This window comes from Levilactobacillus suantsaiihabitans, from assembly GCF_004745505.1.
GTDB classification, from domain to species: domain Bacteria; phylum Bacillota; class Bacilli; order Lactobacillales; family Lactobacillaceae; genus Levilactobacillus; species Levilactobacillus suantsaiihabitans.
In genome coordinates this window covers 67,731-93,119 of record NZ_RKLX01000007.1, presented here as the reverse complement: position 1 = coordinate 93,119, position 25,389 = coordinate 67,731, and the positions used below count along the sequence as shown (strand labels likewise).

Below are 25,389 nucleotides of genomic sequence, written 5' to 3'. Positions count from 1 at the left end.
ATCATCAGCCAAATTTTTACCCTCCGTTCTTCCCTAACACTCACTAAACATCCAACTCGGCAAAGGTGGCATTGTCCTCGATGAATTCGCGCCGGGGAGCCACTTTATCGCCCATCAACATGCTAAACACTTGGTCGGCATTGATGGCGTCATCCGCATCGACCCGCAATAAGCGCCGGTTTTCCGGATTCATGGTGGTGTCCCAGAGCTGTTCGGCATCCATTTCCCCTAACCCTTTGTATCGTTGGATCTGTGGCTTAGGTGCTGGTGGCAATTGGCCGAGTAAGTCTTTCAATTCGTCGTCGCTGTCTAAGTACCGTTGCATCTTGCCTTGACGCACCCGATACAGCGGTGGACAAGCGATGTACACGTACCCAGCATCCAACAACGGCCGCATGTAGCGGTAGACCAACGTTAACAACAGGGTCCGAATGTGGGCGCCATCGACATCGGCATCGGTCATGATGATGAGCTTGTGGTAGTTGGCCTTGGCCACGTCAAAATCGTTACCAAAGCCCGTGCCCATGGCGGTAAACAGCGAACGAATTTCTTCGTTGGCCAAGATCCGGTCCATGGAGGCCTTTTCGACGTTCAAAATCTTCCCCCGAATTGGCAGGATGGCTTGCGTCAACCGCGAACGGCCCTGCTTGGCAGAGCCACCGGCGGAGTCCCCTTCGACGATGAACAGTTCGGAAATCTCGGGATCCTTGGACGTGTTATCGGCCAATTTACCAGGCAGGTTAGAAATTTCTAGCCCACTCTTCTTCCGGGTGACTTCCCGGGCCCGTTTAGCGGCAACCCGCGCCTTAGACGCCAGGTTCCCCTTGTCGACAATCTTCTTGGCCACATCCGGATGTTCCATCAAGAAGCGCATGAAGTGGTCGGCAAACGTATGATCCACGGCGGTCCGGGCATCCGAGTTACCTAACTTGGTCTTAGTCTGCCCTTCGAATTGGGGATCCGGGTGCTTGACGGACACGACGGCCGTTAACCCTTCGCGGACGTCATCCCCGGTCAGGTTAGCCTCGTTATCCTTCATCAGCTTGTTTTGACGCGCGTAGTCGTTCACGACCCGCGTCAAGGCCCGCTTGAACCCTTCTTCGTGGGTCCCCCCTTCGTAGGTGTGAATGTTGTTGGTAAACGTCAACAGGTTGTTGTGGTAGTCGTCAGTGTACTGTAAGGCCACTTCCACCGTAATGCCGTTTTCCTGCCCTTCCACGTAAATTGGGGGTTCGAACAGGGTTTCTTTGTTTTCGTTTAAATAATCAACGTAGTGGCGAATCCCGCCTTCGTAGAGGAAATCGTCTTCCGTTGGTGTTTCTGGGCGTTCGTCACGGATCGTGATCCGCAAGCCCTTGTTTAAGAAGGCCAGTTCCCGGATCCGGGTGGTCAACGTCTTGATGTCAAACGTCGTCGTGTCCCGGAAAATGTCTGGGTCCGGCAAGAAGTGCACGATGGTGCCGTGTTGGTCTTCGGGCAAGCCCTCTTCAACTACACGCATCGGTGTGACCACGTGACCACGGTTAAAGGTGATCCCGTACTTTTTGCCACCCCGGATGACTTGGGCGTCCAGTTCGGTCGACAGCGCGTTGACCACGGACGCACCAACCCCGTGCAGCCCACCAGAGACCTTGTAGCCGCCACCGCCGAATTTACCCCCGGCGTGCAGGATGGTGAAGACCGTTTCCAAAGCGGGTTTCCCCGTCTTCTTTTGGATATCGATTGGGATCCCCCGCCCGTTATCTGTCACGGTTACACTGTTGTCCTTATTGACGGTCACGTGAATCTCGTCGGCAAAGCCCGCCAAGGCTTCGTCGATCCCGTTATCCACAATTTCCCAGACCAAGTGGTGCAGGCCTTGGGCACTCGTCGAGCCAATGTACATCCCGGGCCGTTTCCGGACCGCTTCCAAGCCCTCTAAGACTTGAATCTGGCTGGCATCGTATTCCCGTGCCTGTTCTGCTTTGGTTTCGTGTTCGTAATCAGCCACTGCCTAATCCTCCTTTGTTGCTGCGTCGTTTGCCGACGCGTCAGCCACCACGGTGCCCGCTGCCACGTGAAAAATGGTCGGGTCCTTGATCAGCTGGCGGGTGATCCCGCTCAAGCTGGTGGTGGTAATAAACGTTTGGACTTTATCCTGAATTGCCGTCAGCAGATGGGTCTGCCGGGCATCATCGAGTTCGGAGAGCACGTCGTCTAGCAATAAGACGGGGTACTCGCCGGTCTCTTCTTTCATCAAATCAATCTCGGCCAACTTTACGCTGAGCGCCGTGGTCCGTTGCTGGCCCTGCGACCCGAACGTCTGCACGTTTTTGCCGTTGACCTGAAAATGCAGGTCGTCGCGATGGGGGCCCACCAGCGTCGTGCCCTGGTAGAGCTCCTTATCGCGCTGCTTGGCGTACAGTGCCGTTAACGCCGCACAGATGGTCTTGGCGTCCGTTAACTGGTCGTCAGGGACCTGGGTGGCGTAATGAAACGTCAATTCCTCGCGTTGTTGCGAGATCTCGGCGTGAATTGCCTGGGCCCAGTGCTCCAGCTTCTTGAGCATGTTCAACCGTTGCGCAATGATCTCCGCCCCGTATGCCGCCAGTTGATCGGATAACACCGACAAAAAAAGGAGGTCCTTTTTTTGCTTGTGCTGGAGATCCTTCAAGTAGCGGTTGCGTTGCTTCAACAGCGTGCGGTACTGGCTCAAGTTGTAGAGGTAGCGCGGATTCATCTGGCCAAACTCCATGTCCATGAACCGCCGCCGCACGGACGGGGCCCCTTTGACGATGGCAAGATCTTCTGGCGCAAATAAAATCACGTTGAGCTGCCCCACGTACTGTGACAGCCGCGCCTGTTCCAGGTGATTGACCTTGGCGCGTTTGCCCTGACGCGAAAATGTCAGCTCTAACGGCACGGTCCCGGCACTCTTGACCACCTTGCCACTGATCTTAGCCGTTTTGGCCTCCCAATTGACCAGGTCATGGTCGTTTGCCGTCCGGTGACTGCGCGTTAACGCCAACACGTAAATGGCCTCTAATAGATTGGTTTTCCCCTGCGCATTTTCGCCTAATAAGACGTTGATGCCCTTACCCAGCTGCAGATCAGCGGCCGGATAATTGCGAAAATGCTGCAGCTGCAACTCCTGCAAATACATTATTCACCCTGCTTTGAGCGTATAAAAAATAATCCTACCTCAGGTACGGCGACCGTATCTCCAGGATACAACTTGCGGCCGCGCCGATTATCCGGCTCGTCATTGACATCCACGGTGTTTTCCCGCAAATACCACTTGGCTTGACCGCCCGTACTGATGACGGATTCTTCTTTAAGTAACTGGCCTAAAGTGATGTAGGGCGTTTCAATGAAAACTTCTTTTTTCACAATTTCACCCCTTATTTTTCTTCTCTTATATTATACCGCTTTTTACAGCAAAGGTACAGTTGAACTACCTTATTTTTCGCCTCTCAGCCGATTTATGCCGTTCTTGATATTTTTGCCAAAAAGCCAGTAAATTTGCTCAGAACCAAAAATAGCCCGGTTACGGCGGAAATCGTCAAAATTTAGCTGGATTTTTGATAAAAATTGTTATATTAGCCGCTCTTGCCCCTAACAGCAGGTCATTAACGCCCCCAATCACCGTGAATTGGCGGGAAACTAACCGCCACAGCCTGTGGTCACATCCCCATTTGGCCGGCTACGTTTCAGATTCGGAGGGGAACACTGAGCTGGGCGCGATGAGTCACGGGTTGGCCTTGACGTTCCCTTCGCTAACCGCCAACCTGCCGAAAAGTGTGCCACCAGGCAACTGGGTCCGCTTAACGGTGCTAGTTAAGCGCCTGTTGGCCCACTCTCAATAAAAAAAGCACCACCCGCTGATGCGTGGCAGTGCTTGTGAATTCGCTTGTGAAATGACTTGTGAAATTTTCTAGAACGTCCGTACCGGCGTGATCAGTTGAATGAAGTTGCTGGTGTCTTCGGTCGGAACCAGGGTGAATGGCCGCAACGCTGAGGTAAAGGCCACCCGGATCGTGCTTTGGCCGAAGGAACGGAGCGCATCCTTCATGTAATCTGGGTTAAACGAGATCTCGAGGTCTTCGCCATCCAGTTCCTTGGGGGCCAAGTCTTCTTCAACGTTCCCGACGTCTGGGGAGTTACTGAAGATGGTGACTTGGTTTTCGGCCGGCGTTAAGGTCAGCTTGACCACGTTGTTCCGCGATTCATGGGACAACAGTGAGGCCCGTTCGACGGCAGCCAACAGTTCTGGCGCTTCGAATTCGACCGTGGTCGAGGCTTCCTTAGGGATCAACCGCGACGTGTCGGGGTAGTTGCCTTCCAGCAGCCGGGAGTAAAACGACGTATCACCCAAGAGGAACAACACTTGGTTTTCGGAGAATTGCATCTTCACGTCAGCATCGTCATCCCCGATCATCCGGGACAATTCCGTCAGACTCTTCCCGGGGATAATAACGTCAAACGTTGCGTCACTAGGTGTTGGCAATTCAATTTGCCGTTGGCTCAGCCGGTGACTATCCGTGGCGACCGCCAAGAATTGGTTGTTGGACAAGACAAAATGAACCCCGGTCAAGATCGGCCGGCTTTCCTGGTTGGAGACCGCAATGACGGTTTGGCCAATCAGTTCTTTGAAAACCGCACCAGATAAGACGACGGAATCGGCCGCGTCGATCTCTGGTAAATGCGGATAGTTGTTGGCGTCTTGGCCGTTGATGTTAAAGGCCGCCGCACCGGAAGTGATTTCGGTTTGGAACCCGTCTTTAACGGTGACGGTCATTTCCTTTTCTGGCAAGCGTTTAACGATTTCGCTGAAGAACCGCGCCGTTAAGACGATGGCTCCCGGTTCGTCAATGGACAAGCCCAGGTCGGGATCATCGGCGCGAATCAAAGTTTCAATAGAAATATCGGCGTTGGACCCGGTTAAGAGTAACCCAGCGTCACTGGCCACGATTTTTAATCCCGTCAAAATGGGAATCGTCGTCTTTGAAGAGATGGCCCGGGAGACGTTGTTCAGTTCCTTGACGAACGCGGCCCGGTTGATGGTGAATTTCATAAACTGACACTCCTTTTCATGGTGCGGGTGGTTTAACTTAATTAAAAGATAAAAAACAGTAGCCGTAGTAGAGCGGTGTATTCTGTGGATAACTTTGAGAAACAGCCGGTTACATGCCGTTTTCCACCTGTGGATAACTTGTGGAAAACTTTAGGTGTTTGTCAATTTTATCCACACGCGCTGTGGTCACCTGCTTCTATCATACCGCAAGTGGTCACAAAAAGACCGCCGCGAGTCCGCCGATGACTGGTGACCAGCGACGATCAGGTTAACGCTGCTCAAGCACTAACGCGTTGGTAAACGCACGGCAACCAGTGCGCCGCGGTTTACCGCCTTAATTCATCTTTCAAGCTGTCGATGTCCTTTTGTAGCTGGGCATCGGTCTTTAAAATCTCGGTGATCTTATCATAGGCGTGAATCACCGTAGTATGGTCTTTCCCGCCGAATTCGTTGCCGATGCGCGGCAGTGAGGCTTCGGTGAGTTCACGCGACAGGTACATGGCAATCTGGCGCGGCATGACGATCGCCTTTTTGCGTTTCTTCCCCTTCAGATCCTTGAGTGACACGTTGAAGTAGTTGGCCACCCGGTCTTGGATCACGGGAATCGTGACGGCATCGCTGGCGTTGGCCAGGTTGAGGCTCTTCAAGGCTTCGGCGGCCAGGTCCGTGGTGATCGGTTGGTGCATCAGCTGCGAGTAAGCTTGTACCCGCGCTAAGGCGCCCTCCAATTCCCGGACGTTGGAGTCGATCTGCCCGGCGATGTAGCTGAGCGTGTCGTCGGGGATGTCGATCTGATCAGCATCGGCCTTGTTGCGCAAGATGGCGATCCGCGTTTCGAGGTCCGGGGGCGTAATGTCCACAGATAATCCCCAGGCAAACCGCGAGACTAAGCGGTCTTGGAGCTTGGGAATTTCGTTAGGCAGCCGGTCGGACGTCAAGACGATTTGCTTGCCGTCGTCGTAGAGGGCATTAAAGGTATGGAAGAACTCTTCTTGCGTTCCTTCCTTATTAGCGAAGAACTGAATATCATCAACTAGCAGTAAGTCAACGTTGCGGTACTCCTGACGAAACTGCTCCTGCGTACGGGTTTGAATCGCATTGATAAAGTCATTCGTGAAGGCCTCGCTGGTCACGTATTTGACCTTGGTGTCTGGGCGATCTTCTAGCATTTTATTGCCAATCGCGTGCATCAAGTGGGTCTTGCCCAACCCCACGCCACCGTAAAAGAACAGCGGATTGTACATCACGCCGGGTTCTTCAGAGACGACCAAGGCCGCTGCGTGGGCCATTTGGTTGCCTTTACCGATGACGAAAGTGTCAAACGTATAGCGAGAATTAAGCGCCGTTTCCTTCATAAAGGTCGGCGTCGGTTCAGTCGTCACCTTTTCTCCGGGGGTGGCCGTCTTGGCCTTGAGCGTCGCTTGTTGCTGGCGTTCCCCCTCTAAGATGAGCACGGGCTGAATATCTTCGTGAGCGGCTTGGTATGCGTATTCTACCAATTGCTGGTCCAGATGTTGATGGGTCCAGTAATCACGATGCAGGGGTGATGGGAGTTCCAACGTTAATTTGTTGCCATTCAAGGCAATCGGCTTGGCGGTTTCGATCCAAGTCGCGTAGGCTGTCTTCGAGTTGTTTTCCTCAAACAACGCTTTGATATCAGTCCACAAAGTTAACATATCTGGCACTGAGGTATCCCCCTATTTTAGTTTAGAAAGCTCATTGAACTTTTGGACGGACTCCGCCCAAAAGAAAACGTAAGTCCAGTGTAGCATGAAGAAAAAAAGTTTTCCACAGGGTATTTGGAGCTGTGCATAATTGTTTCACAGGAAGTGGATTGAGTTATCCACAGGGGTGTGAGAATCTGTGAATAACTTTTTGACGAAATGGTTATGCACAGGATCGTGTGAACTACAAAAGTGATAGTATCAAGTGTTTCACAAGTTATCCACAGAAATCACAATTCCTAAATTTAAAAAATAAACAGGCTGTGGAATGGTGGATAACTCGGTTGGCAACTCCCGGATAACTTTTTCTGAAATAGCAACTTATCCACAAGCAAAGTGCATGAAACAAATTTTTGTCCCCACAATTTTTTCGTGAAATCCGCAAGTTTAGGTTTCATTCTTGGGATTTTTATGCTAATATGTTCAGGAAATGCATTTAGTATTTGTCTGGGTTTCCAGATAAAAAATAAATAGTCATAGTTAAGAGAGGAGATTTTACGATGAAGCGCACTTTCCAACCAAAGAAACGTCACCGTTCACGTGTCCACGGCTTCCGCAAGCGGATGAGCACTAGCAATGGCCGTCAAGTATTAGCACGTCGCCGTCAAAAGGGACGTAAAGTATTGTCTGCATAGGCCGCTGAAGGTTCAGTGGTCTTTTTATTTTATCTGCGGGGAGACTGGATCACCAATCCCGCGCGGACTGCAAAATCGAGAACTTTGGAGATGCACATGCGAAAATCTTACCGCATTAAGAAAGAAGCGGAATTTCAGCAGGTCTTTGAAACCAGGAATTCGGTTGCAAACCGGCAATTCGTGGTCTACTCAATGGCTAAGCCTGACCAGAAACACTTCCGGGTCGGCATTTCCGTCGGTAAAAAGATTGGTAACGCCGTTCACCGCAATTGGGTGAAGCGCCGGATCCGTCAGAGCCTTCTTGAGTTGAAGCCATACCTGAAACAAGATGTGGATTTCCTCGTGATTGCTCGGCCCCGCGCTGACGGCATTAGCATGGCCGATGCGAAAAGCAGTATGGTCCACGTGTTGAAGTTAGCGAAACTGTTGGATTCCAATTATAGCGAGGAATAAACGTGAAAAACGTGAAAAAGTACAAACGTACCCTACTCATGCTGGGCATTGTCAGTCTGGTGTTTATCCTCTCCGCTTGTAGCAACAAACCAATCACCAATCAAAGTACCGGGATTTGGGACGGCCTGATCGTCTTAAACTTCTCGCGGGCGATTATCTGGTTGGCCAACTTGTTCGGCGGCAGTTACGGTGTCGGTATCATCGTGTTCACCATTATCATTCGGGTGATCTTGATGCCACTGATGATCTTCCAAACGCGCAGCATGCGGAAGACCCAAGAGGTCCAACCCCAACTCAAGGCTCTGCAAAAGAAATATTCGTCTAAAGACCGCGAAACGATGGCCAAGCTGCAATCCGAGCAGCAAAAGCTGTATTCGGAAGCCGGCATCAACCCATTAATGGGCTGTTTACCAGCGTTGGTCCAACTGCCAATCATCTGGGCTTTGTACCAAGCCATTTGGCGGACGGCCGTTCTGCGGTCCGGGAACTTCTTGTGGTTACAATTGGGCCACAAGGACCCGTACTTTGTGTTACCGATCTTAGCCGCCTTGGCCACGTTCGCTAGTTCGTGGTTAACGACTAAGTCAGCACCGGAAACCAACTCCATGAACACGATGATGGTTGTCGGGATGCCAGTGGTGGTCTTCTTTACCGCCCTAAACGTCCCATCATCCCTGTCGTTGTACTGGACGATTTCCTACATTTTCCAAGTGGGACAAACCCTGCTCATTCAAAATCCGTGGAAGATCCAAGCGGAACGCGATGAGAAACAAAAGGAAAAGGCCAAGCACGACCGCGCCGTTAGAAAAGCTATTCGGCGGGCCAAGCAAAGCAAACGCAAGTAATATCTGAAAATGCATTTCTCAAGTCGTCCGGCCAGGTGCCAGGCGGCTTTTTTTAGCCCCAAAGACGAGTGCTAAGAGAGTAGGCAGAAAACGGATGTTGCTGGGTGACTGGATGAGTTGCGGGACTCACCTCCTTTCAGGTGGCGCTATACTATTACTAACGAAATGAAACCGATTTTTGTTACCCGTCGACACCGGAACTTAAGGCTTTCTTAGTCTTTGGCGGGAGGTAACACGAACTTGTGGCCTGCCAAGGCGGTGGGGTTAGGAACGGTGGCATTGCGTAAATTAGCTAACTGGGGATGCTAGTGCGATGGGATTAGAAACGTTGGCGTTGCGCCAATAACTAATTTGGGGATACCTCCGCCGGGAGTGTTCTTGGCTGATTTCGGCAAGAGGCTATTTGCCGGCAAGCTGGGTAGGCTGAATTCGACGGACAGGATGAGGATTGCCGAGAACTAAAGCGATTGTCGCCAACAACCACCACCGCAGCCGAGAGTTCGGCCAATATGGGCTCAGCCGTGGGAGTTCCCTTAGCAGCTTGCTGGTTAGGGAACTGGCGTCTTTGAGACGTGTTTTTCGGCTCAAAGCGAGGGCGAGACCGCACTTTGGCTCGACCGGTCCGCCCACCGCGTTCCAGTCCCATATTGGCCGAACGGTAGGCGACCAGCGCTCACCTTGAAGCTGTGAACGACAAACGCACTGGAAAATCTCGCCGCTGGGGGGAAAGCGCAACTGGTCGGTGGTCACGTATGGTATACTAAATTTTAGCGAAAAAGACATGGAGGAATGGACGATGACGATCTACACGGGGAAAACGGAAGCAGCAGCGATTGCTGCAGGCGTGGCGGCGTTAAACACCAGCCGCGACCAAGTGATAACAAAGGTGGTTGCGACCCCGCGTAAGGGCTTTTTAGGCATTGGTAAACGCGATGCGATGGTCGACGTCACGCTCAAACCGGTGGCCAAGGCCATGAAGCAGGCCAAAAAGGCCCAACCCCAACCTAAGCCACAGGTTCAACCGACCCCGGCCCCTAAGGCCGCAGTAAAAGCGCCAGTGGCTCATCTTCAGCCGGCGGCCCCACAACCGACCGTGGACCCGGCCAAACGCCGTCAGCAACGTCAAGCGGCCATTGACGGCGTTCAGGACTACTTGGCCACAATCGTCGAGCAACTGGGCATTGACGCCACGTTAGACGTCGAAAACACGGCCCACCGACAGATTCACCTGGCCTTTACCACCGACAAGGAAGGCCTGTTGATCGGCAAGCACGGGCGGACCATCAACGCCCTACAAAGTCTGGCCCAGTTGTATTTAAACCATCATGGCGCCGCACACGTGGACGTGGTGCTGGACGTCGCCGGGTACCGGGAACGGCGGACGGCGACTCTGACACGGCTGGCGGAAAGTACGGCCCGCGAGGTCGTGGCGACCGGCAAGCCAATTTATTTGGATCCGATGCCGTCATTTGAGCGCAAGCAGATTCACGCGGTCCTGGCCAAGAACCGCTACGTCAGCACTTATTCGGCCGGCAAAGAGCCGCACCGCGCGGTTGTAATCGAACCAGCATAGTTTAGGTTTGACAAATGCGCCGTTAGCCCTTATAGTGAAGACAATCATTCTTATCAAGTTTACGATAAAGTAGTGAAAGTACTTTATCCACGCAGAGTTAGGTGGCGTGGAGTAGGTGCTTTTTTTTATGGCGTTAAATGATACGCCCGGTTCGTTTGCCCACAAGAAAGGGGCATTCAGCCGCGTAGACGACGATAAACGACAAAAAGGAGGATGGCTCATGGCAGTCACGACCACAGAATTTGATACCATTGCGGCAATTTCGACCCCACCTGGTGAGGGGGGCATTGCCATTATTCGGTTGAGCGGCGAAGAAGTCTTTGCCGTTGCCGGAAAGTTGTTCAAGGGGGCTGACTTAACGAAGGTGGCCAGTCACACGATTCATTACGGCCACATCGTCGACCCGGAAACCAACGAAGAGGTGGATGAGGTCATGGTGACCGTCATGCGGGCGCCTAAGACCTACACCAAAGAAGACATCATCGAGATCAATTGTCACGGGGGCATCGTGGCCACCAACCGCATCTTACAGCTGTGCTTGAGCTACGGCGCGCGGTTGGCCGAACCCGGGGAATACACCAAGCGAGCCTTCTTGAACGGCCGGATCGATTTGACCCAAGCGGAATCCGTGATGGACCTGATTCGGGCCAAAACGGACAAGTCCATGAAGGTAGCTTTAGACCAATTAGATGGTGACTTGTCTAAGTTGATTCGAAATTTGCGTCAAGACATCCTGGATGCCCTGGCCCAAGTCGAGGTCAATATCGACTATCCCGAATACGATGACGTGGAAACGATGACCACCAAGATGTTGCTGGAAAAGGCCCAAGAGGTCCAAAAGCAAATCAAGGTCTTACTGGCCACCGCCAAGCAAGGCAAGGTCTTGCGCGAAGGCTTGGCCACGGCCATTGTCGGCCGCCCCAACGTGGGGAAGAGTAGCCTGTTGAACCATTTGTTGCACGAAGACAAGGCCATCGTGACCGACGTGGCCGGGACCACGCGTGACGTGATCGAGGAATACGTGAACGTCAAGGGCGTTCCGTTGAAGTTGATCGACACGGCGGGGATTCGTGACACCCAAGATAAGGTCGAAAAGATTGGGGTGGAACGTTCGCGCAAGGCCATCAACACGGCCGATTTGGTCATGCTGGTCTTAAACGCCAGTGAACCTCTGACCGACGAGGACCGTGAGCTGTTACAGGCGACGCAGGATACCCAACGGATTCTTATTTTAAACAAGACCGATTTACCAAATCAACTAGACATGGCAGCGGTCAAGGCTGAGGCGAAGGACAGCCCGATTATTGAGACGTCCATCTTGCAAAGTACCGGGATGGACCAGTTGGAATCAACGATTGCGCACCTATTCTTTGATGAGGGTATCGAGTCCAGTCAAAACACGGTGATGGTCACCAACGCCCGGCACATCGGGTTGCTGCACCAAGCCAGTGACGCCTTGACGGATGTGCAAAGCGGCATTGCGGCGGGGATGCCCGTCGACTTGGTCCAAATCGACATGACCCGCGCCTGGGACCTTTTGGGCGAGATCACCGGTGACAGCTACCAAGACGAGCTGCTCGACCAACTGTTCAGCCAATTCTGCTTGGGTAAATAACCCAAGGCAACAGCGGTGTGAGCTGGTCGCCTGTCGTGGCGCGCCAGTTGCCTGCGGCTGCCAGGAATTCTGCCTGCTATGGGGACCGATTCCAGCCAAAGGGCGGGCTTCCATCTCGCTTTGAAGCCCCGCAAATCACGGGTCTTCAAAGTCGTCCCACGCTGTAGACTGCCCCAAAACGGCAGTCAACACCGTTGTTACAGCTGGCGCCATTCCTGGCAGCCTCCGGCGACGATGGTGGCGTGAGCGCGGTTATGTGGCCTGACACTGGTCGATTCTAGTCAGTGTCAGTGACAGCGCTGTTAGTAGCCGAGAGTGAAGGCCAATATGGGCTCAGCCGTGGGAGTTCCCTTAGCAGCTTGCTGGTTAGGGAACTGGCGTCTTTGAGACGTGTTTCTCGGCTCAAAGCGAGGGTGAGACCGCCCTTTGGCTCGACCGGTCCGCCCACCGCGTTCCAGCCCATATTGGGCGAACGGTAGGCGACCAGCACGGCACAATGTAATTGAAACAAACTTAGAAACGTAAAAAGAGATCGTTTAACCGTTTAACGGCTAGACTTGGAGGGAAAGAACCATGACTGAAGTAATTGCATACCCCGGCCAGGACTACGACGTCATCGTCGTGGGGGCCGGTCATGCCGGCAGCGAAGCCGCCTTGGCCGCTGCACGGATGGGCAACAAGACCCTGTTAATGACGATCAACTTGGATATGGTGGCGTTTATGCCATGTAATCCATCCGTCGGGGGCCCTGCCAAAGGAATCGTTGTCCGCGAAATTGACGCATTGGGTGGCGAAATGGGCCGCAACATTGATAAGACCTACGTCCAAATGCGGATGCTCAACACCGGGAAAGGCCCGGCCGTCCGCGCATTGCGGGCCCAGGCCGATAAGCACGCCTACCACGCCGAAATGAAACACACTATCGAACGCGAACCTAACTTGACCCTGCGTCAAGGCATCGTGGACGATCTGATCGTGGAAGATGGCGTCTGCAAGGGCGTCATCACCAATACGGGGGCGCACTACAGCGCCAAGTCCGTGGTCATCGCGGCCGGCACCGCTGCTCGGGGCAAGATCATCATCGGGGAACTGATGTATTCTTCGGGTCCCAACAACTCCCAACCAGCCACCAAGTTGACGGCCAATTTACCCAAGTACGGCTTTGATTTGGAACGGTTCAAGACTGGGACGCCACCACGGGTTGACGGCAACACGATCCACTACGATGAGACCGAAGAACAGCCGGGGGATGTGGAACCGAACCACTTTAGTTTCACCACGCCCGACAGTGCTTACCTCGAATTAAAGAATCAGTTGTCGTGCTGGTTGACCTACACCAACCAAAAGACCCACGAGATCATCAAGGCCAATTTAGACCGCGCTCCGATGTTCACGGGGGTCATTGAAGGGGTCGGCCCCCGGTATTGTCCATCCATTGAGGACAAGATCGTGCGGTTTGCCGACAAGCCTCGGCACCAACTCTTCTTAGAGCCAGAAGGCCGCAACACCGATGAATGGTACGTTCAAGGCTTGTCCACGTCCATGCCTGAAGAAGTGCAACAAAAGATCTTGCACTCCATCAAGGGTCTCGAAGACGCGCAAATGATGCGGCCCGGTTATGCCATTGAATATGACGTGGTCGCCCCTTACCAATTGCGCCCAACGTTAGAGACCAAGCCGCTGAAGAACCTCTTCACGGCGGGGCAAACGAACGGGACGTCGGGGTACGAAGAAGCCGCTGGCCAAGGTCTCTTAGCCGGAATCAATGCCGGTCTACGGGCCCAAGGCAAGCCAGGCTTTACCTTGAAGCGTTCCGACGCCTACATTGGGGTCATGGTCGATGACCTGGTCACCAAGGGCACCAAGGAACCTTACCGCTTGTTGACCAGCCGGGCCGAATACCGGTTGATTTTGCGGCACGACAACGCCGACTTACGGTTAACGGCCAAGGGACATGAGCTGGGCCTGATCAGTGACGAGCGTTACGCCGCCTTCTTAGCTAAAAAGGCCGCCCTTAAGGACGAAATCGACCGGTTGAACAGCATTCGGATTAAGCCAAGTGCCGAGATCAATGCGTTTATCGAAAGCCACGGAGACAAGCCGCTGCAGGATGGTGTCTTGGCTGCCGTCTTCTTACGCCGGCCTTACGTGGACTACCAAACGTTATTGCGGTTCATTCCGGCCCCCGCCCAACCGTTGGACCGACACATCGTCGAGGAAATTGAGATCTCCTTGAAGTACGCCGGCTACATCAAGAAGGCCGAGGATAACGTCGCCAAGCTGAAGCGCATGGAGGCCAAGGCCATTCCAGCCAAGATCGACTACGATGCCATCGACGGTCTGGCCACGGAAGCCCACCAAAAGCTAAAGAAGATTCAACCCGAAACCCTAGCCCAAGCTAGCCGAATCAGTGGGGTCAACCCCGCCGACATCGCAATCTTGAGTGTGTACATTGAACAAGGAAAGATTGCTAAAGTAGATTAACCTGTCACCGAAAAAAGACCTGTCTCCATAGCGGCTGAGCCGTGGTGGAGAAAGGTCTTTTTGTTATTAATAATTAATCAATAACTATTATTAGTAATATCGGTGATTATACAAAACTTTTACGGGTTCTTTGCACAAATGAAACATAAGTCCGGTAGACTTAGCGAAGTCGGGCGTTGCTGACGGCATTGATTAGGGGAGGCGCCAGCATTACTGGCGAACACCGCAATGCCGGCAGCAGCCCAATTGAGAACAGATTAGAGGGGGAGTTTAATTGAAACACTATACGCCGCTAGCCGCCCAGCAGGATCTGGAATTGATCCTGGCTGCCGTTCACCGCTTGCAAGAGACCGTGGTGATCACACCGACCGACGGCGACGACGCCCAGGCCGCGGTCATCATGCCCAAGAGCGAATGGGAGGCCTTGACGCAGCTGGCCTTTTTAGAACAACCGTTGCCGCCCCATTTGGCCCCAACGCCGCGTCGCTTTGAGCGAACGGACATGGACCGCATGGAGTGGGGTTAGGCCAGCAGTAACCGCGCCAGGTCGCTAAAGTCGTGAGCCTCATAGGTCGGCACGACCGCGCTAGTATTGGTCAGATGTTGCGGGTTGTACCAAACGTTGTCCAACCCCGCATTGCGCGCACCCAAAATGTCGGAGCGCAGGCTATCGCCAATCATCAAGGCGTTGTCACGGGTGAGCTGCGGATAGGCCGTGAAGATGGGCGCAAAGAAACGTTGATCGGGCTTATCATAGCCCAGGTCTTCGGAAATAAAGATCTGATCGAAGTACGGCGTGATGCCCGCCCCGGCCAGTCGGCTTTCCTGAACGGACTTGGTGCCGTTGGTGGCCACGATGATGGTCAGCCCCGCTTGTTTCAGGTGGGTCAAGAGGTCACTGGCGCCGGGGAGCGTGTAGTAGTTGTGGGCCAGCATGGCCTTATACTCACGTTCCAGGGCAATGCTGTCCACAGACAGTCCCACCGTCGCAAATGTCCGGGCAAACCGGGTATCTAGCAGCGGACCGCGGTCGGCGCCTTGTTCGATCTGATGCCAGATCTCATGGTTGATGGTCAGATAGGTCTGCATTAAGGAATCGATGTCAGTGACCCCGTTTTCTTGGAAGATCTGCGTGATGCCTTCCGTTTCACCCCGGCTAAAGTCCAGGAGGGTATCGTCTAAGTCAAAGATTGCGTATTTTTTCATGCGGGTCACCTTTCAGAAATGTTTTACTGAGTTTAGCATACAATGGGAGCCACAAGCAAAACGAAAAAGCCCCAACGCAGCCAGGCACACAGGTGCTGGGTTGCGTTGGGGCTTTTTTACGTCGCGTTAAGCGTGACCACCAATGATGAAGGCTTTAGCGACCGAGGCCACGAGATAAATGACCTGAATGGCAAGGTCGATACGGTTGAGTGGATTCGTGTCCGCACTGCTTTCGAAGACGTTGAAATGGATCATCGCTGTGATCAGCGAGCTAAAACATAGAAAGGCCACGACCACGGGGTTGGGTACCAGCAACATGGCCAGTAACATGACCACGGTTAGAATCGTGACGCCGATCTTGAGCGGGGTTGTAGGGTAACGTACTTGAGTCATCCGGTTCACCTCATTTCATCTGACAATCGTCTGAGAAGGATTATAAATTAATTATATTTTATCAGATATTCTCATAAAATGAAATGATAAATGTCCGTGATCGTTACTTTAACTTGATTTACGGTCTAATAGTTTGCTCATGAACCAGCCACACAGACACCCTATCAGTGCGGGGACGACCCAACTGAAGCCCTGAGCGGCCAGCGGGAGTCGGGCATTGACGGTCAAGATGGCCTGGGCCCAACCAGCGTGTTGCCAAGTTGCGGGCAAGGCGGCGACAGCGGAAAAAATCGCCGGAATCAGCGTGAAGAGCATCCCCAGGCCATACAACCAGCGGCTGGTCCCCAACAGCGGGGAGAGGACCGCTAAGGCAATCAAAACGATGGCCAGCGGGTACAGGAACATTAAGACTGGCGTTGAGTAGCTGATCAGCTTAGTCAGCCCAACGTTGGCAAACAAACACGGCAGGACGCTAGCTGACGCAATCAGCCAGGCGTAGGAAATCCGCGGGAACATGCCGTGGAGCGTGTCACCGAAGGCCGAGATCAGGCCAATCGCCGTTTTCAAGCAGGCCACAATCACCAGCAGGGCCAATAAGAGATTGCCGAAGGTCCCGAAGTAGTGGTTGGCGATCTGCGCCAGGGTGATGCCGCCGTTTTCGGCCAGACTGAATTTGCCCAGACTCATGGTCCCCATCAAGGCCAGCAGCGTGTAGATCACCCCCATCAAGGCCACGCAGATGATGCCAGCCTTGATCACGTCTTTGGCGATTTGACCAGGTTCGGTCACACCGAGTGCGCGAATGCTATCGATGACCACGATGCCAAAGGCCAGTGAGGCCAAGGCATCCAGAGTGTTGTAGCCCTCCGTGAACCCGGTCGCCACCGGACTGGCCACGTAAGCGCCGCGAGCCGCAAAGCCGAAGCCGCCCATTGGTTTGAGGAAGGCCGCGAGCATCAGTAGGCCCAGCAAAATCAGGAACAACGGCGTTAGCCATTTACCAATGTAAGTCATCAGCTTGCCGGGGTTACGGGCCAGCCACCAGGCTAACGCGAAAAACGCAATGGAAAAGCCGGCCAGGACCCAGCCTTGTTGGGCGGTGGGCACGAACGGTGCCAGCCCGATTTGAAAGGACGTGGTCGCCAGCCGTGGCAGGGCAAAGAACGGGCCCACGGTGAGATAGAGCAGAATCGTGAAGGCGTAGGCAAAGGGCCGATTAACCTTTGTTGCCAGGTCAAAGACGCCTTCACTGCGCGTCATACCGATTCCGGCGACCCCTAGCAGGGGCAACCCGATCCCCGTCAACAGGAGCCCGACGACCGCCGCGCCGACATGGTGACCGGCTTGTTGGCCCAGGTAGACGGGAAAAATCAGGTTGCCGGCCCCAAAGAACAGGCCAAAGAGCATCATGCCAATGAAGAGCATCTGACGCCAAGTTAATTTCGTTTTCAAAGTCATCGCAACTTTCTATATTAAGTTTTTCTGGTGACTAGCATACCAAAAAATGCCGCGCGATGATACGGTGGCATGGTAGAAGCTGGCCGTCTACGGTTCGCCAAATTGGGGTGGCGCTACCCACTGGTTGACCCCGTTTTTTCAGCGGTGTCACCCAAGCCAACCGGGTTAGTCAAGACAAGCCGGGGACAAAGCCTCCCAGGCTCGTTCGCGTCACTTTTACCTAGCTGAAACGTGGGCCAACCGGCAGCCGATTGGCCCACTCTCTACAGACACTATTTGTCAGCGACAGTAAAGCGCGTCTGGTGGTGTTGCGGGCGTTCCAGTTCGTCGAGTAAGGTCACGGCCATGGTGCCGGCGCTGGTACCGGATTGCTTGGCGGCGTTGACCAACAGGTCGTTGGTGCCCAAGAGTGCGGGAACCGCTTCGCCGGGGTGGAAATCCGCGGCCGGTGAGACGCCAAACCAGTTGACGTTGTCGACGTCCCGCAGGAAATTCAGTTCCTTGAGCTGGTTTTGCGGGACCTGAATGAAGTCGGCGGCGTGGGGGTCCTTTTCCAGGTCACGGACGAACAGGTGATGGTCTGCCCCCGTAAACAGGCTGCCGGCGCCTAAGATGAAGGCGACCCGCGGCGTTGTGGTGTCGCGCAATTGCGCCACCAGGTGGGCGGCCAGGTCAACGTGTAAATAGGCCTTGGCAGGCGCGGTCGCAAAGGCGTCGACCACGGCATCGACCGCCGTGAGATCCGCTGCCGTGAGCGCAAAGGCGTCGGTGACCTGGGTCGTGAGGTTGGCGTTAGTGCCCAAAGTGGCTAATTTGGCCGTCGACCGAGCGACCGCCACGACTTGGTGTCCCCGTCGTAAAGCTTCCGCAACAACTGCAGAGCCGGCCATCCCGGTGGCCCCAATTACCATAATTTTCATAGCATATGTCCTCCTTTAAAAGCTGGGTTCAGTATAGGCTAGATGGTGGTGGCCGCCAACTATTTTGGCTTGGCGCGGACCTGTGGTAGAGTGGGAACAAACACACAGGGGGTCAGGACGATGAAAGACGTGGTTCAGGGAAATTTGGTCCATTTAACGGAAATGCGCGACGGGGATGCCGAATGGCTCCAGGATACACAATGGGAGGACGGCCTCTTGCGAAATTTGTCGGCGGATGCCTTTCACCCGTGGACGGCGGCGGAATACAGCGAGCTAGCGGCCGAGCCCGACAACAATGAGCGGTTTTTCTTCATGATTCGGGCCAACGCCGATGACGGCCTGCTGGGGTGGGTCGTGCTCGATGACGTGTACTTTAAAAATCGCCGCGCCACGCTGGGCATTGCCCTGCCCGTCGTCAGTGACCGGGGACAAGGCTTTGGCGAGGACGCGTTGAACACGATTCTGTCGTTTGCCTTTAACGAATTAGGCCTGCACAAGGTCACGCTCGAGGTCAACGCCAATAATCTAGCCGCCATTCACGCCTACGAGGCGGTCGGCTTCGTGCGTGAAGGCGTCAACCGCGAGGGCGTGTTTCAGGATGGCCGCTGGCTGGACCTCTACAGCTACGGTATCTTGGACCGCGAGTGGCAGAGCGCCCAGGTGCTGGATTAAACAGGGGCTGGTAACACAGGTTGACTGAGGGTTGAGAGACGAAAACCAACTGGAACTATTGTTATCCTGCGATGGCGTTAAGATTGTTTGTTGACAGCTTCGTAGTGGGAACTGGCCGCCTACCGTTCGACAAATATGGGTTGAAACGCTGGGGACGGGTCGAGCCAAAGGTCGGTCTCGACGCCTCGCTTTGAGCCGAAGTTCACGTCTCAAAGTGGCCTCATGGCCGAAACGTGCGCCAACAGGCAACTGGTTCCGCTTAACAATGCTAGGCAGTTAACCGCCTGTCGTCACACTCTTATTCAACGGCTGAACCCATATTTGGCGAACTCTCGGCTACGGTAGTGTGGGTTAGTAACTATCTTCTTAGCCCCACCAAGCAGTAGCTACATTAACGATAGGTCTTTCATTTACACAGTGTTACTGATAGTCGTCAACCTTGCCGGAGGCAGCCAGGGTGGAGCCAGCTGTGTCGGCGGTGTTGGCTGAGGTTCTTTCTCAGCCTACAGCGCGGGACGACTTGAGAGACTGACGGGCTTTGTCAGGCTTTCAAGCGAGCCGGAAGACCGCTTCTCAGGCTGGAGGCGCTCCTCATAGCAGGTGGAACCCTGGCTGACGCAGGCGTCTGGTTTCGCCAATTTTAGGTTCACCTTCAGCAGATTGAACAAAACTAGCGCGGTGCCAGGCAAGGTCCTGGTACCGCGCTAGTTGTCGTTTAAACTCGTGATGTTTCACATGAAACAATTACATCGGCCACGGTGAAGAGACCGTGACGTGGGCGTTTAGACCGCGTTGTTCGATGCGGCGTTCCTTACGTTGGGCAGTTCGTTTGGCATAGCCGGCGCAGATGTAACGCTGCTCGGCGGTGACGGGGAGCATGTCTGGCAACGGGTCACTTGCCGTGGGGTCCTCGATCACGTAGGTAATAAAGCAGGTGTAGCCAACGAAGCGTTCGCCGGTCGTCAGGTTTTCGCCGATGATCTTCACGAAGACCTCCAGCGACCGTGTGCCAGTCCCCGTGACGTAGGCTTCCAGGAACATGGAGTCGTCCAGGTGAAAGGGCCGCAGAAAGCTAACGTGGTCAAAAGAGGCCGTGACCACGGTCTTGTGGGTCAACCGCACGGCGGCCACGGAGGCGCTGTCATCGACCAACGAGAGAATCTTACCACCGAAGACGGAGTCATGTTCATTTAAATCGGGCTGAAATACCCGGTGGCTGGTCACGATAAGCGTGGCGTTACAGGAGACGGGTGCTGCTTGATTTGCCAAAAAGGTCACCTCATTCATTTTTTCTGATCCCATTCTAACAGAGTCACCCGCAAACGGCGACCCCAACGAAAAGTTACGGGTTGATTAATTTTTTGCAATATCTGAGTAAAATGCTGCGGCCCGTCCCGGCAACTTTGCTATACTGTGGGTAAAATTAGCAAGGAGGGGTGTTAGCATGATCTATCATGGCGAACCGTTGGACTTGATGCCAACGCTAGATTTGGCGGAAACGTATCCGTTACTCGAGTGTACACTGAGTTTGACGCACCCCATTGACGTGGCCCGGTTGAAGACCGCGATTGCCACGACGCAAACGGTGGTCCCGCAGGTGTTGGGTCGCTACAATTTACGCTGGAACCGATTCGAAGTCGAGGCCAGCGCCTTAGATCAGGTGATCGAAGAATTTACGGCCGCCCATGATCCCGGCCGCGCCGCTCTCGACGTCTTGGCGGGGCCACAACTGAAGGTCCAGGTGCTCCACCATCCCGATTACGATGCGTTGCGGATTTCCATGAGCCGCCTGTTAACGGACGGCGAGGGTTTCAAACACTACCTGTACCTGCTAGCCGCCGCCTATGACGGGCAAGACCTGGCCAACTTTACCAATGAGCGCAGCGTGCGAAAAATTTTAAACCACCTGCGCCATCCCCATCGGGCCTTGCCCAGCCTCAACGGCAACTCCGATGAGACTTTCCCGCGTCTTCGGGGCGACGTGCACCATCACCGCGGTGAAGCCACAATTCCGCGCGTGGTCAGTCGGCGGTTACGCCAGCGAACCCAGTCAGAAAATGTGACCATGAACGCCGTGCTGTTGTCGGCCTATGCCTTGGCGCTCTTTGCGTTGACCGGCGAGAGTCGCTTGGTGATCCCGTATCAAGTGGATCTGCGTCTGCACGGGCCCGTCGCGGCGACCAACGTGGTCCAAGTGGCCAACCTGACCAGTGAAATGCCGATTCCCATTACCGTCCAAACGGGCGATCAACTGGCCGACGTGGTTCAGCGCACGCAAGCGACCATCACCCAACTCCGAGATGAGCTGGCCTATTTGCCACCATTGGTTGAGTTAAACCGCATGAGCCGCGCACTGCCACCCCAACTGGTGCGCCGGTTGGCGGGGAAGCACCGGCCCCAAGCGGCCATCTCCTTTGCCAATTTCGGGCACATTGACCACACGCGCCTGCGTTTTGGTGAGACCAGCGTCAGCCAGATCTACTTTGCGGGCGCCTACCGCACAATGCCGCATTTCCAACTGACCGTTAGCGTGTACCACGATGCGTGGACTTTGGCCTTTCGCATGCTGGGGTCAGAACCGGATTACCAGCTGGGCATCAAGATCTTGAAAAACGTGGTGGCCCAGCTGACCCAGTGGGGCCGCGGCCATTAAAGTTGCGACACAGAGATGGTGGTTTCTGGCAACACAGTCCGTGCTGGTCGCCTTACCGTTTGCTAGAGATGAGTTGGAACGCTGAGGGCGTCGGGTCAAGCCAAAGAGCGGTCTTGACCCTCAACTTGGAGCCGATGGTACGCGTCTCCAAGTTGCCAGTTCCCTAAGTGCCGTAAACCGCGCCACTAAGGGAACTCCCACAGCTGAACTCATCTCTAGCGAACTCTCGGCTATGGTGGTGGTTGTCAGCGACGACTAGCGTAAATTTATTGGTCGTCACCAACACATGCGGGATTGAACCAGTTACCGCTAGCACCTGCTACGTAGCCGAGAGTGAAGTGAAATCTAGGCTCAGCCGGGGAATTTGACAGCGCTCTTGGCTGGCAAATTGGTGACTTTGAGACGTGCTTTTCGGCTCAAATCAAGGGCCAAGACCGGGTCTGGGGCTTGGACCGGTCCTTCCCCAGCGTTCCAGCCTAGAATTTCACGTAACGGTAAGGCGACCAGCGCGGTAGATATTGACAGGCCACTTTGATGAATAACAGAAAAAACGTCCGAACACCTAGGCTGGTGTTGCGGACGTTTTTAAGTTTAAGCTGATAAGTTTACCGCGCCGTGGGGGGAGTGCTAAGAAGGAGGCGGTATCCTTAACGTTGTCTGTACGTGTAGTGTAGCATGGTTTTCCCACGCTGTGTGGTTTGACGCTTGAAAAGTCGCCCAGTCGCAGCGAAGTGGCTAAAAAGGTCCGTGGTTAAGCGGATTAACTTAACCAACGACACCGAATTAGGTGCTTAGGCGTGACGGGTGTGGGCTTGGAAGCGGACCAGGCCCAACGCCCCGACGTTGCAGACCAACAACATGGTCGCCATGGCCGCGTACGAGCTGCCGGACAGTCCGACCAGCGGAGAAGCCAGCCCACCGCAGGCATTTTGCGCTAACCCGATGACGGCCGATGCGCCCCCGGCATTGCTGGTGGCTTGGTCCATGATGATGGTGACCGTCAGCGTGAGCAGCGCGCCAATCAGGATGACCAGCGCTAAGACCAAGACGCTGACGACCCAAACGTTGGCCGGGAAGAGCAAAGTCGCTAGCAAGACGGCACTCACCACGGCCGCGAGGGTCAAGAGGCTGGTGACTTGTTGGCGGTTAGAGAAGCGTTTGGCCAGCTGCCCGGGCAGGTTACTGCCGACGACGATGCCCAGCCCGTTGAAGGCGTACAGGAGGCTAAAGGTTTGCGGTGCCAGGCCAAAGCCCGTTTGGAACACAAAGGTCGAGGCGGAAATGTAACTGAAGAGGCCGCCGTAAACCAGACCCGTGGCCAGAATCAACGGCCAAAAGGCGGGTTGGACGACCAATTTGCCCATGGCCGTCAGTGAAGTGGCAAAGCCCCCAGTTTGGCGTTTGGCAACGGGCAGAGACTCGTGTAGGCCCAAAGCTACGGCGAGGGCGATGGCCCAACCAATCAGCGCCAGCAGGATGAAGATGGCTTCCCAATCGACGTAGTGGATCATAAAGCCCCCAATGATGGGCGCGATGATGGGAAAGACCCCATTGACGGTGTTGAGCAGCGCATAGAACCGCGTGAGCTTTTTGCCGGAGAAGAGGTCGCGGGCCACCGCTCGGGCGAGGACCTGCCCCGTGGCGCCGGCCAGTCCCTGGATAAAACGCAAGATGATCAACAACGTGATTGAATGAATGAAGGCCATGGCTAAAGAGACCAGTCCGAAGATCACAAAGCCCGTGATCAGCGGCTTGCGGCGGCCGTATTGGTCGGACAATGGCCCGGCAATCAGTTGGCCCAAAGCTAGCCCAATCAAACAGGCGGTGATGCTCAGTTGCATCAGTGAGGCGTTGGTCGCAAATTGGACCTTCATTTGGGGCAAGGCTGGCAGATACAGATCAATGGCCAGCGGACCGGTCGCACTCACGGTCCCGAGTAACAGCGTCAGCCAAATTTGGCGGCGACGAGAAAGCGTAGGATTCAAAAGCAGTCAGCCTTTCATATAAAATTGTGAATATTGTGGTGGTGCGGGCAGGCGAAACTGCCGCAGAATCAAAACGCGAACGCAGAGGGATAGTTAAGTGAAAGTGTTAGCCATCTGCGGGAATTCGCTTAATTTTCTTATTATTGCTGGAAATGGCTAAATTTGCAAGGGCTGGTGCGGTCGTCATCAAAAAGTAATATTGATTAGTCAAGGAGTTGACACCCCGGCAGACTGGGAAATGACCCCGGTTAGCGAGTGGCAGATATTTCAGCTGGATTAAATTCAGCGAAAACGTAGGCGTTTCAGTCAGTAAATGGTAAGATTATACTCGACCCCTGCGCTACGGAAAAGTTTTCCTCCGGCTGGTGGGGGTGTATGATAACACTATATGAATATCTGAATATTAAGGAGCTGCAACATGAAAGCATTAAAGGAAGTTATGAGTTGGATCATTCCCGTGATTATCGGGCTGGCCATTGCCTTTGCGATTAAGTCCTTCGTCTTTACCCGGGTGCGGGTCGACGGGCCATCGATGGAACCGAACCTGCAAAACAACGAAAAGGTCTTTGCCTGGAAACAAGCCAAGGTCAAGCACTTGAGCGTCATTGTCTTTGATGCCCACGGCGAAGATCCATCCGCCAAGGTCAACACCAACTACGTCAAGCGGGTCATTGGTCTGCCAGGGGACACCGTGACGAGCAAGAACGGGTACATCTACGTTAACCACAAGAAGATCAACCAAAGCTTCATTTCCAAGAGCGAGCGGACTTCGGGGACGGGTAACTGGACGTTAGCCAGTCTGCAGAAAACGCAGAAGTGGAACGACGGCAAGGCCATCACTAAGGTCGTCCCTAAAGGGAAATACTTCGTGTTAGGTGACCACCGGAGCGTTTCCAACGATAGCCGTTACTGGGGCTTCGTCGACAAGGACAAGGTCTTAGGCGTGGTCAAGGTGCCATTCTGGGCCTCCAACAAGACGCGCCGTGCAAACGTTAATTCGTTGGCTTACTAAATTTCATGAAGGACTGTGGCAGGGGCTGCGGTCCTTTTTGTTTTGGCGCACGTTTCAGCTGGGTAAAGTAAGCGGACTGGCTGTCCACCGGAGATAAGTTGGCGCACTGCAGGGTGGTTTCAGCTGGCCAGTGAATTGGCGCCGCTAGCCCTGGCTAGTCCGTGCTACATTGCTTGACAACCCCAGCGATTTAGTATATGCTTGCGCACGTAATTTTAGGAGAGAAGGGTGCCTATGGTCACCAGTAGTAATGATCCCGACATTTTAAAATGGCTGTCGATCGCCAATCGCTATACTCGGATCGCGTTGGACCGGCGTTTACAGCCCTATCGGCTCAACGCCAGCATGTACTACTACATCTTGCGGATTCACGAGCAGCCGCGGTTGACGCAAGACCGCTTGATTGCCTTGACGTATCTGAATCCCAGCAACGTGACCCGCGCGGTCAATCAGCTGGTGAACCTGGGTTACGTCCGCAAACGCCAGTCCAAGGCCGATAAGCGGGTCTATGAGCTGTCGCTGACCAAACGTGGTGAGGCCCTGTACCCAGAAATCGTGAAGTTGCGCCAAGAGGTTGCCGACCAATTGCTGGTTGATGTGCCGGTCGAAGACCACGATGCGCTGGTCGCCCAAGTTCGCCAATTGGCTTTGCGCGCCGTGGCTAACGAGACACCGGGAGCGAGCGCACCGGAAAAGCAATAACGAAGT

22 protein-coding genes are annotated in these 25,389 nt (G+C 54.2%); 11 read left to right on the top strand and 11 right to left on the bottom strand.

The window, feature by feature from the left end; genetic code table 11:
• Nucleotides 1–43 precede the first annotated feature (43 nt).
• The 5 genes from gyrB to dnaA all read right to left on the bottom strand — a co-directional run bounded on the left by gyrB (nucleotide 44) and on the right by dnaA (nucleotide 6,738).
• On the bottom strand, nucleotides 44–1,990 hold the full coding sequence (gene gyrB, locus EGT51_RS05725; protein ID WP_135367805.1) for a DNA topoisomerase (ATP-hydrolyzing) subunit B: 1,947 nt from the start codon (nucleotides 1,988–1,990) through the stop codon (nucleotides 44–46).
• 3 nt (nucleotides 1,991–1,993) lie between these two features.
• The gene (recF, locus tag EGT51_RS05720) at nucleotides 1,994–3,142 is read right to left on the bottom strand and encodes a DNA replication/repair protein RecF (protein WP_135367804.1); all 1,149 of its coding nucleotides are present in this window, start codon (nucleotides 3,140–3,142) and stop codon (nucleotides 1,994–1,996) included.
• A complete protein-coding gene (gene yaaA, locus EGT51_RS05715) occupies nucleotides 3,142–3,369 on the bottom strand; it encodes a S4 domain-containing protein YaaA (RefSeq protein WP_135367803.1) in 228 nt (75 codons plus the stop codon). The genes recF and yaaA overlap by 1 nt, the downstream gene beginning before the upstream one ends.
• Before the next feature lie 544 nt (nucleotides 3,370–3,913).
• On the bottom strand, nucleotides 3,914–5,053 hold the full coding sequence (gene dnaN / locus EGT51_RS05710; RefSeq protein WP_135367802.1) for a DNA polymerase III subunit beta: 1,140 nt from the start codon (nucleotides 5,051–5,053) through the stop codon (nucleotides 3,914–3,916).
• A gap of 326 nt (nucleotides 5,054–5,379) precedes the next feature.
• Nucleotides 5,380–6,738, bottom strand: a complete 1,359-nt coding sequence (dnaA, locus tag EGT51_RS05705) for a chromosomal replication initiator protein DnaA (RefSeq protein WP_135367801.1) — start codon at nucleotides 6,736–6,738, stop codon at nucleotides 5,380–5,382.
• Between the two features lie 539 nt (nucleotides 6,739–7,277).
• On the opposite strand from dnaA, the gene rpmH reads away from it, so the two are divergent.
• The 7 genes from rpmH (at nucleotide 7,278) to EGT51_RS05670 (ending at nucleotide 14,908) form a co-directional block, all read left to right on the top strand.
• Complete coding sequence (gene rpmH / locus EGT51_RS05700; protein WP_081624573.1) at nucleotides 7,278–7,412, top strand: 50S ribosomal protein L34; 135 nt, start codon at nucleotides 7,278–7,280, stop codon at nucleotides 7,410–7,412.
• Between the two features lie 96 nt (nucleotides 7,413–7,508).
• Entirely contained in the window at nucleotides 7,509–7,865 is a 357-nt protein-coding gene (gene rnpA / locus EGT51_RS05695; protein WP_135367800.1) for a ribonuclease P protein component, read from the top strand.
• A gap of 11 nt (nucleotides 7,866–7,876) precedes the next feature.
• The gene (gene yidC, locus EGT51_RS05690) at nucleotides 7,877–8,710 is read left to right on the top strand and encodes a membrane protein insertase YidC (protein ID WP_225428687.1); all 834 of its coding nucleotides are present in this window, start codon (nucleotides 7,877–7,879) and stop codon (nucleotides 8,708–8,710) included.
• Between the two features lie 796 nt (nucleotides 8,711–9,506).
• On the top strand, nucleotides 9,507–10,283 hold the full coding sequence (gene jag, locus EGT51_RS05685) for an RNA-binding cell elongation regulator Jag/EloR (RefSeq protein ID WP_135367799.1): 777 nt from the start codon (nucleotides 9,507–9,509) through the stop codon (nucleotides 10,281–10,283).
• A 220-nt stretch (nucleotides 10,284–10,503) separates the two neighbouring features.
• Nucleotides 10,504–11,898 carry a tRNA uridine-5-carboxymethylaminomethyl(34) synthesis GTPase MnmE gene (gene mnmE / locus EGT51_RS05680; protein WP_135367798.1) on the top strand — a complete coding sequence of 465 codons (1,395 nt, stop codon included), beginning with the start codon at nucleotides 10,504–10,506 and terminating at the stop codon, nucleotides 11,896–11,898.
• Nucleotides 11,899–12,471: 573 nt separating this feature from the next.
• Entirely contained in the window at nucleotides 12,472–14,382 is a 1,911-nt protein-coding gene (mnmG, locus tag EGT51_RS05675; RefSeq protein WP_135367797.1) for a tRNA uridine-5-carboxymethylaminomethyl(34) synthesis enzyme MnmG, read from the top strand.
• 274 nt (nucleotides 14,383–14,656) lie between these two features.
• Nucleotides 14,657–14,908 carry a type II toxin-antitoxin system Phd/YefM family antitoxin gene (locus tag EGT51_RS05670; protein ID WP_179951133.1) on the top strand — a complete coding sequence of 84 codons (252 nt, stop codon included), beginning with the start codon at nucleotides 14,657–14,659 and terminating at the stop codon, nucleotides 14,906–14,908.
• Here EGT51_RS05670 and EGT51_RS05665 read toward each other — a convergent pair.
• The 4 genes from EGT51_RS05665 to EGT51_RS05650 all read right to left on the bottom strand — a co-directional run bounded on the left by EGT51_RS05665 (nucleotide 14,905) and on the right by EGT51_RS05650 (nucleotide 18,359).
• The gene (locus EGT51_RS05665; protein ID WP_135367796.1) at nucleotides 14,905–15,588 is read right to left on the bottom strand and encodes a YjjG family noncanonical pyrimidine nucleotidase; all 684 of its coding nucleotides are present in this window, start codon (nucleotides 15,586–15,588) and stop codon (nucleotides 14,905–14,907) included. The two genes, EGT51_RS05670 and EGT51_RS05665, sit on opposite strands and share 4 nt — an antisense overlap.
• Before the next feature lie 126 nt (nucleotides 15,589–15,714).
• A complete protein-coding gene (locus EGT51_RS05660) occupies nucleotides 15,715–15,981 on the bottom strand; it encodes a hypothetical protein (RefSeq protein WP_135367795.1) in 267 nt (88 codons plus the stop codon).
• A 108-nt stretch (nucleotides 15,982–16,089) separates the two neighbouring features.
• Complete coding sequence (brnQ, locus tag EGT51_RS05655) at nucleotides 16,090–17,433, bottom strand: branched-chain amino acid transport system II carrier protein (RefSeq protein WP_179951132.1); 1,344 nt, start codon at nucleotides 17,431–17,433, stop codon at nucleotides 16,090–16,092.
• Nucleotides 17,434–17,711: 278 nt separating this feature from the next.
• Entirely contained in the window at nucleotides 17,712–18,359 is a 648-nt protein-coding gene (locus EGT51_RS05650; protein ID WP_135367793.1) for an NAD(P)-dependent oxidoreductase, read from the bottom strand.
• Nucleotides 18,360–18,479: 120 nt separating this feature from the next.
• Between EGT51_RS05650 and EGT51_RS05645 the strand changes: the two genes are divergently transcribed.
• Complete coding sequence (locus EGT51_RS05645) at nucleotides 18,480–19,031, top strand: GNAT family N-acetyltransferase (protein WP_135367792.1); 552 nt, start codon at nucleotides 18,480–18,482, stop codon at nucleotides 19,029–19,031.
• A 744-nt stretch (nucleotides 19,032–19,775) separates the two neighbouring features.
• On the opposite strand, the gene EGT51_RS05640 is transcribed toward EGT51_RS05645, so the two are convergent.
• Nucleotides 19,776–20,300, bottom strand: a complete 525-nt coding sequence (locus tag EGT51_RS05640) for an acyl-CoA thioesterase (RefSeq protein ID WP_225428685.1) — start codon at nucleotides 20,298–20,300, stop codon at nucleotides 19,776–19,778.
• A gap of 175 nt (nucleotides 20,301–20,475) precedes the next feature.
• On the opposite strand from EGT51_RS05640, the gene EGT51_RS05635 reads away from it, so the two are divergent.
• The gene (locus EGT51_RS05635; protein ID WP_135367791.1) at nucleotides 20,476–21,684 is read left to right on the top strand and encodes a condensation domain-containing protein; all 1,209 of its coding nucleotides are present in this window, start codon (nucleotides 20,476–20,478) and stop codon (nucleotides 21,682–21,684) included.
• A gap of 791 nt (nucleotides 21,685–22,475) precedes the next feature.
• Here the strand turns inward: EGT51_RS05635 and EGT51_RS05630 are convergent.
• Nucleotides 22,476–23,669 carry a multidrug effflux MFS transporter gene (locus EGT51_RS05630; RefSeq protein ID WP_404819919.1) on the bottom strand — a complete coding sequence of 398 codons (1,194 nt, stop codon included), beginning with the start codon at nucleotides 23,667–23,669 and terminating at the stop codon, nucleotides 22,476–22,478.
• A gap of 418 nt (nucleotides 23,670–24,087) precedes the next feature.
• Here EGT51_RS05630 and lepB point away from each other — a divergent pair, with 418 nt between their 5' ends.
• On the top strand, nucleotides 24,088–24,681 hold the full coding sequence (lepB, locus tag EGT51_RS05625; protein WP_135367789.1) for a signal peptidase I: 594 nt from the start codon (nucleotides 24,088–24,090) through the stop codon (nucleotides 24,679–24,681).
• Between the two features lie 234 nt (nucleotides 24,682–24,915).
• Nucleotides 24,916–25,383 carry a MarR family winged helix-turn-helix transcriptional regulator gene (locus EGT51_RS05620; RefSeq protein WP_135367788.1) on the top strand — a complete coding sequence of 156 codons (468 nt, stop codon included), beginning with the start codon at nucleotides 24,916–24,918 and terminating at the stop codon, nucleotides 25,381–25,383.
• Nucleotides 25,384–25,389 lie beyond the last annotated feature (6 nt).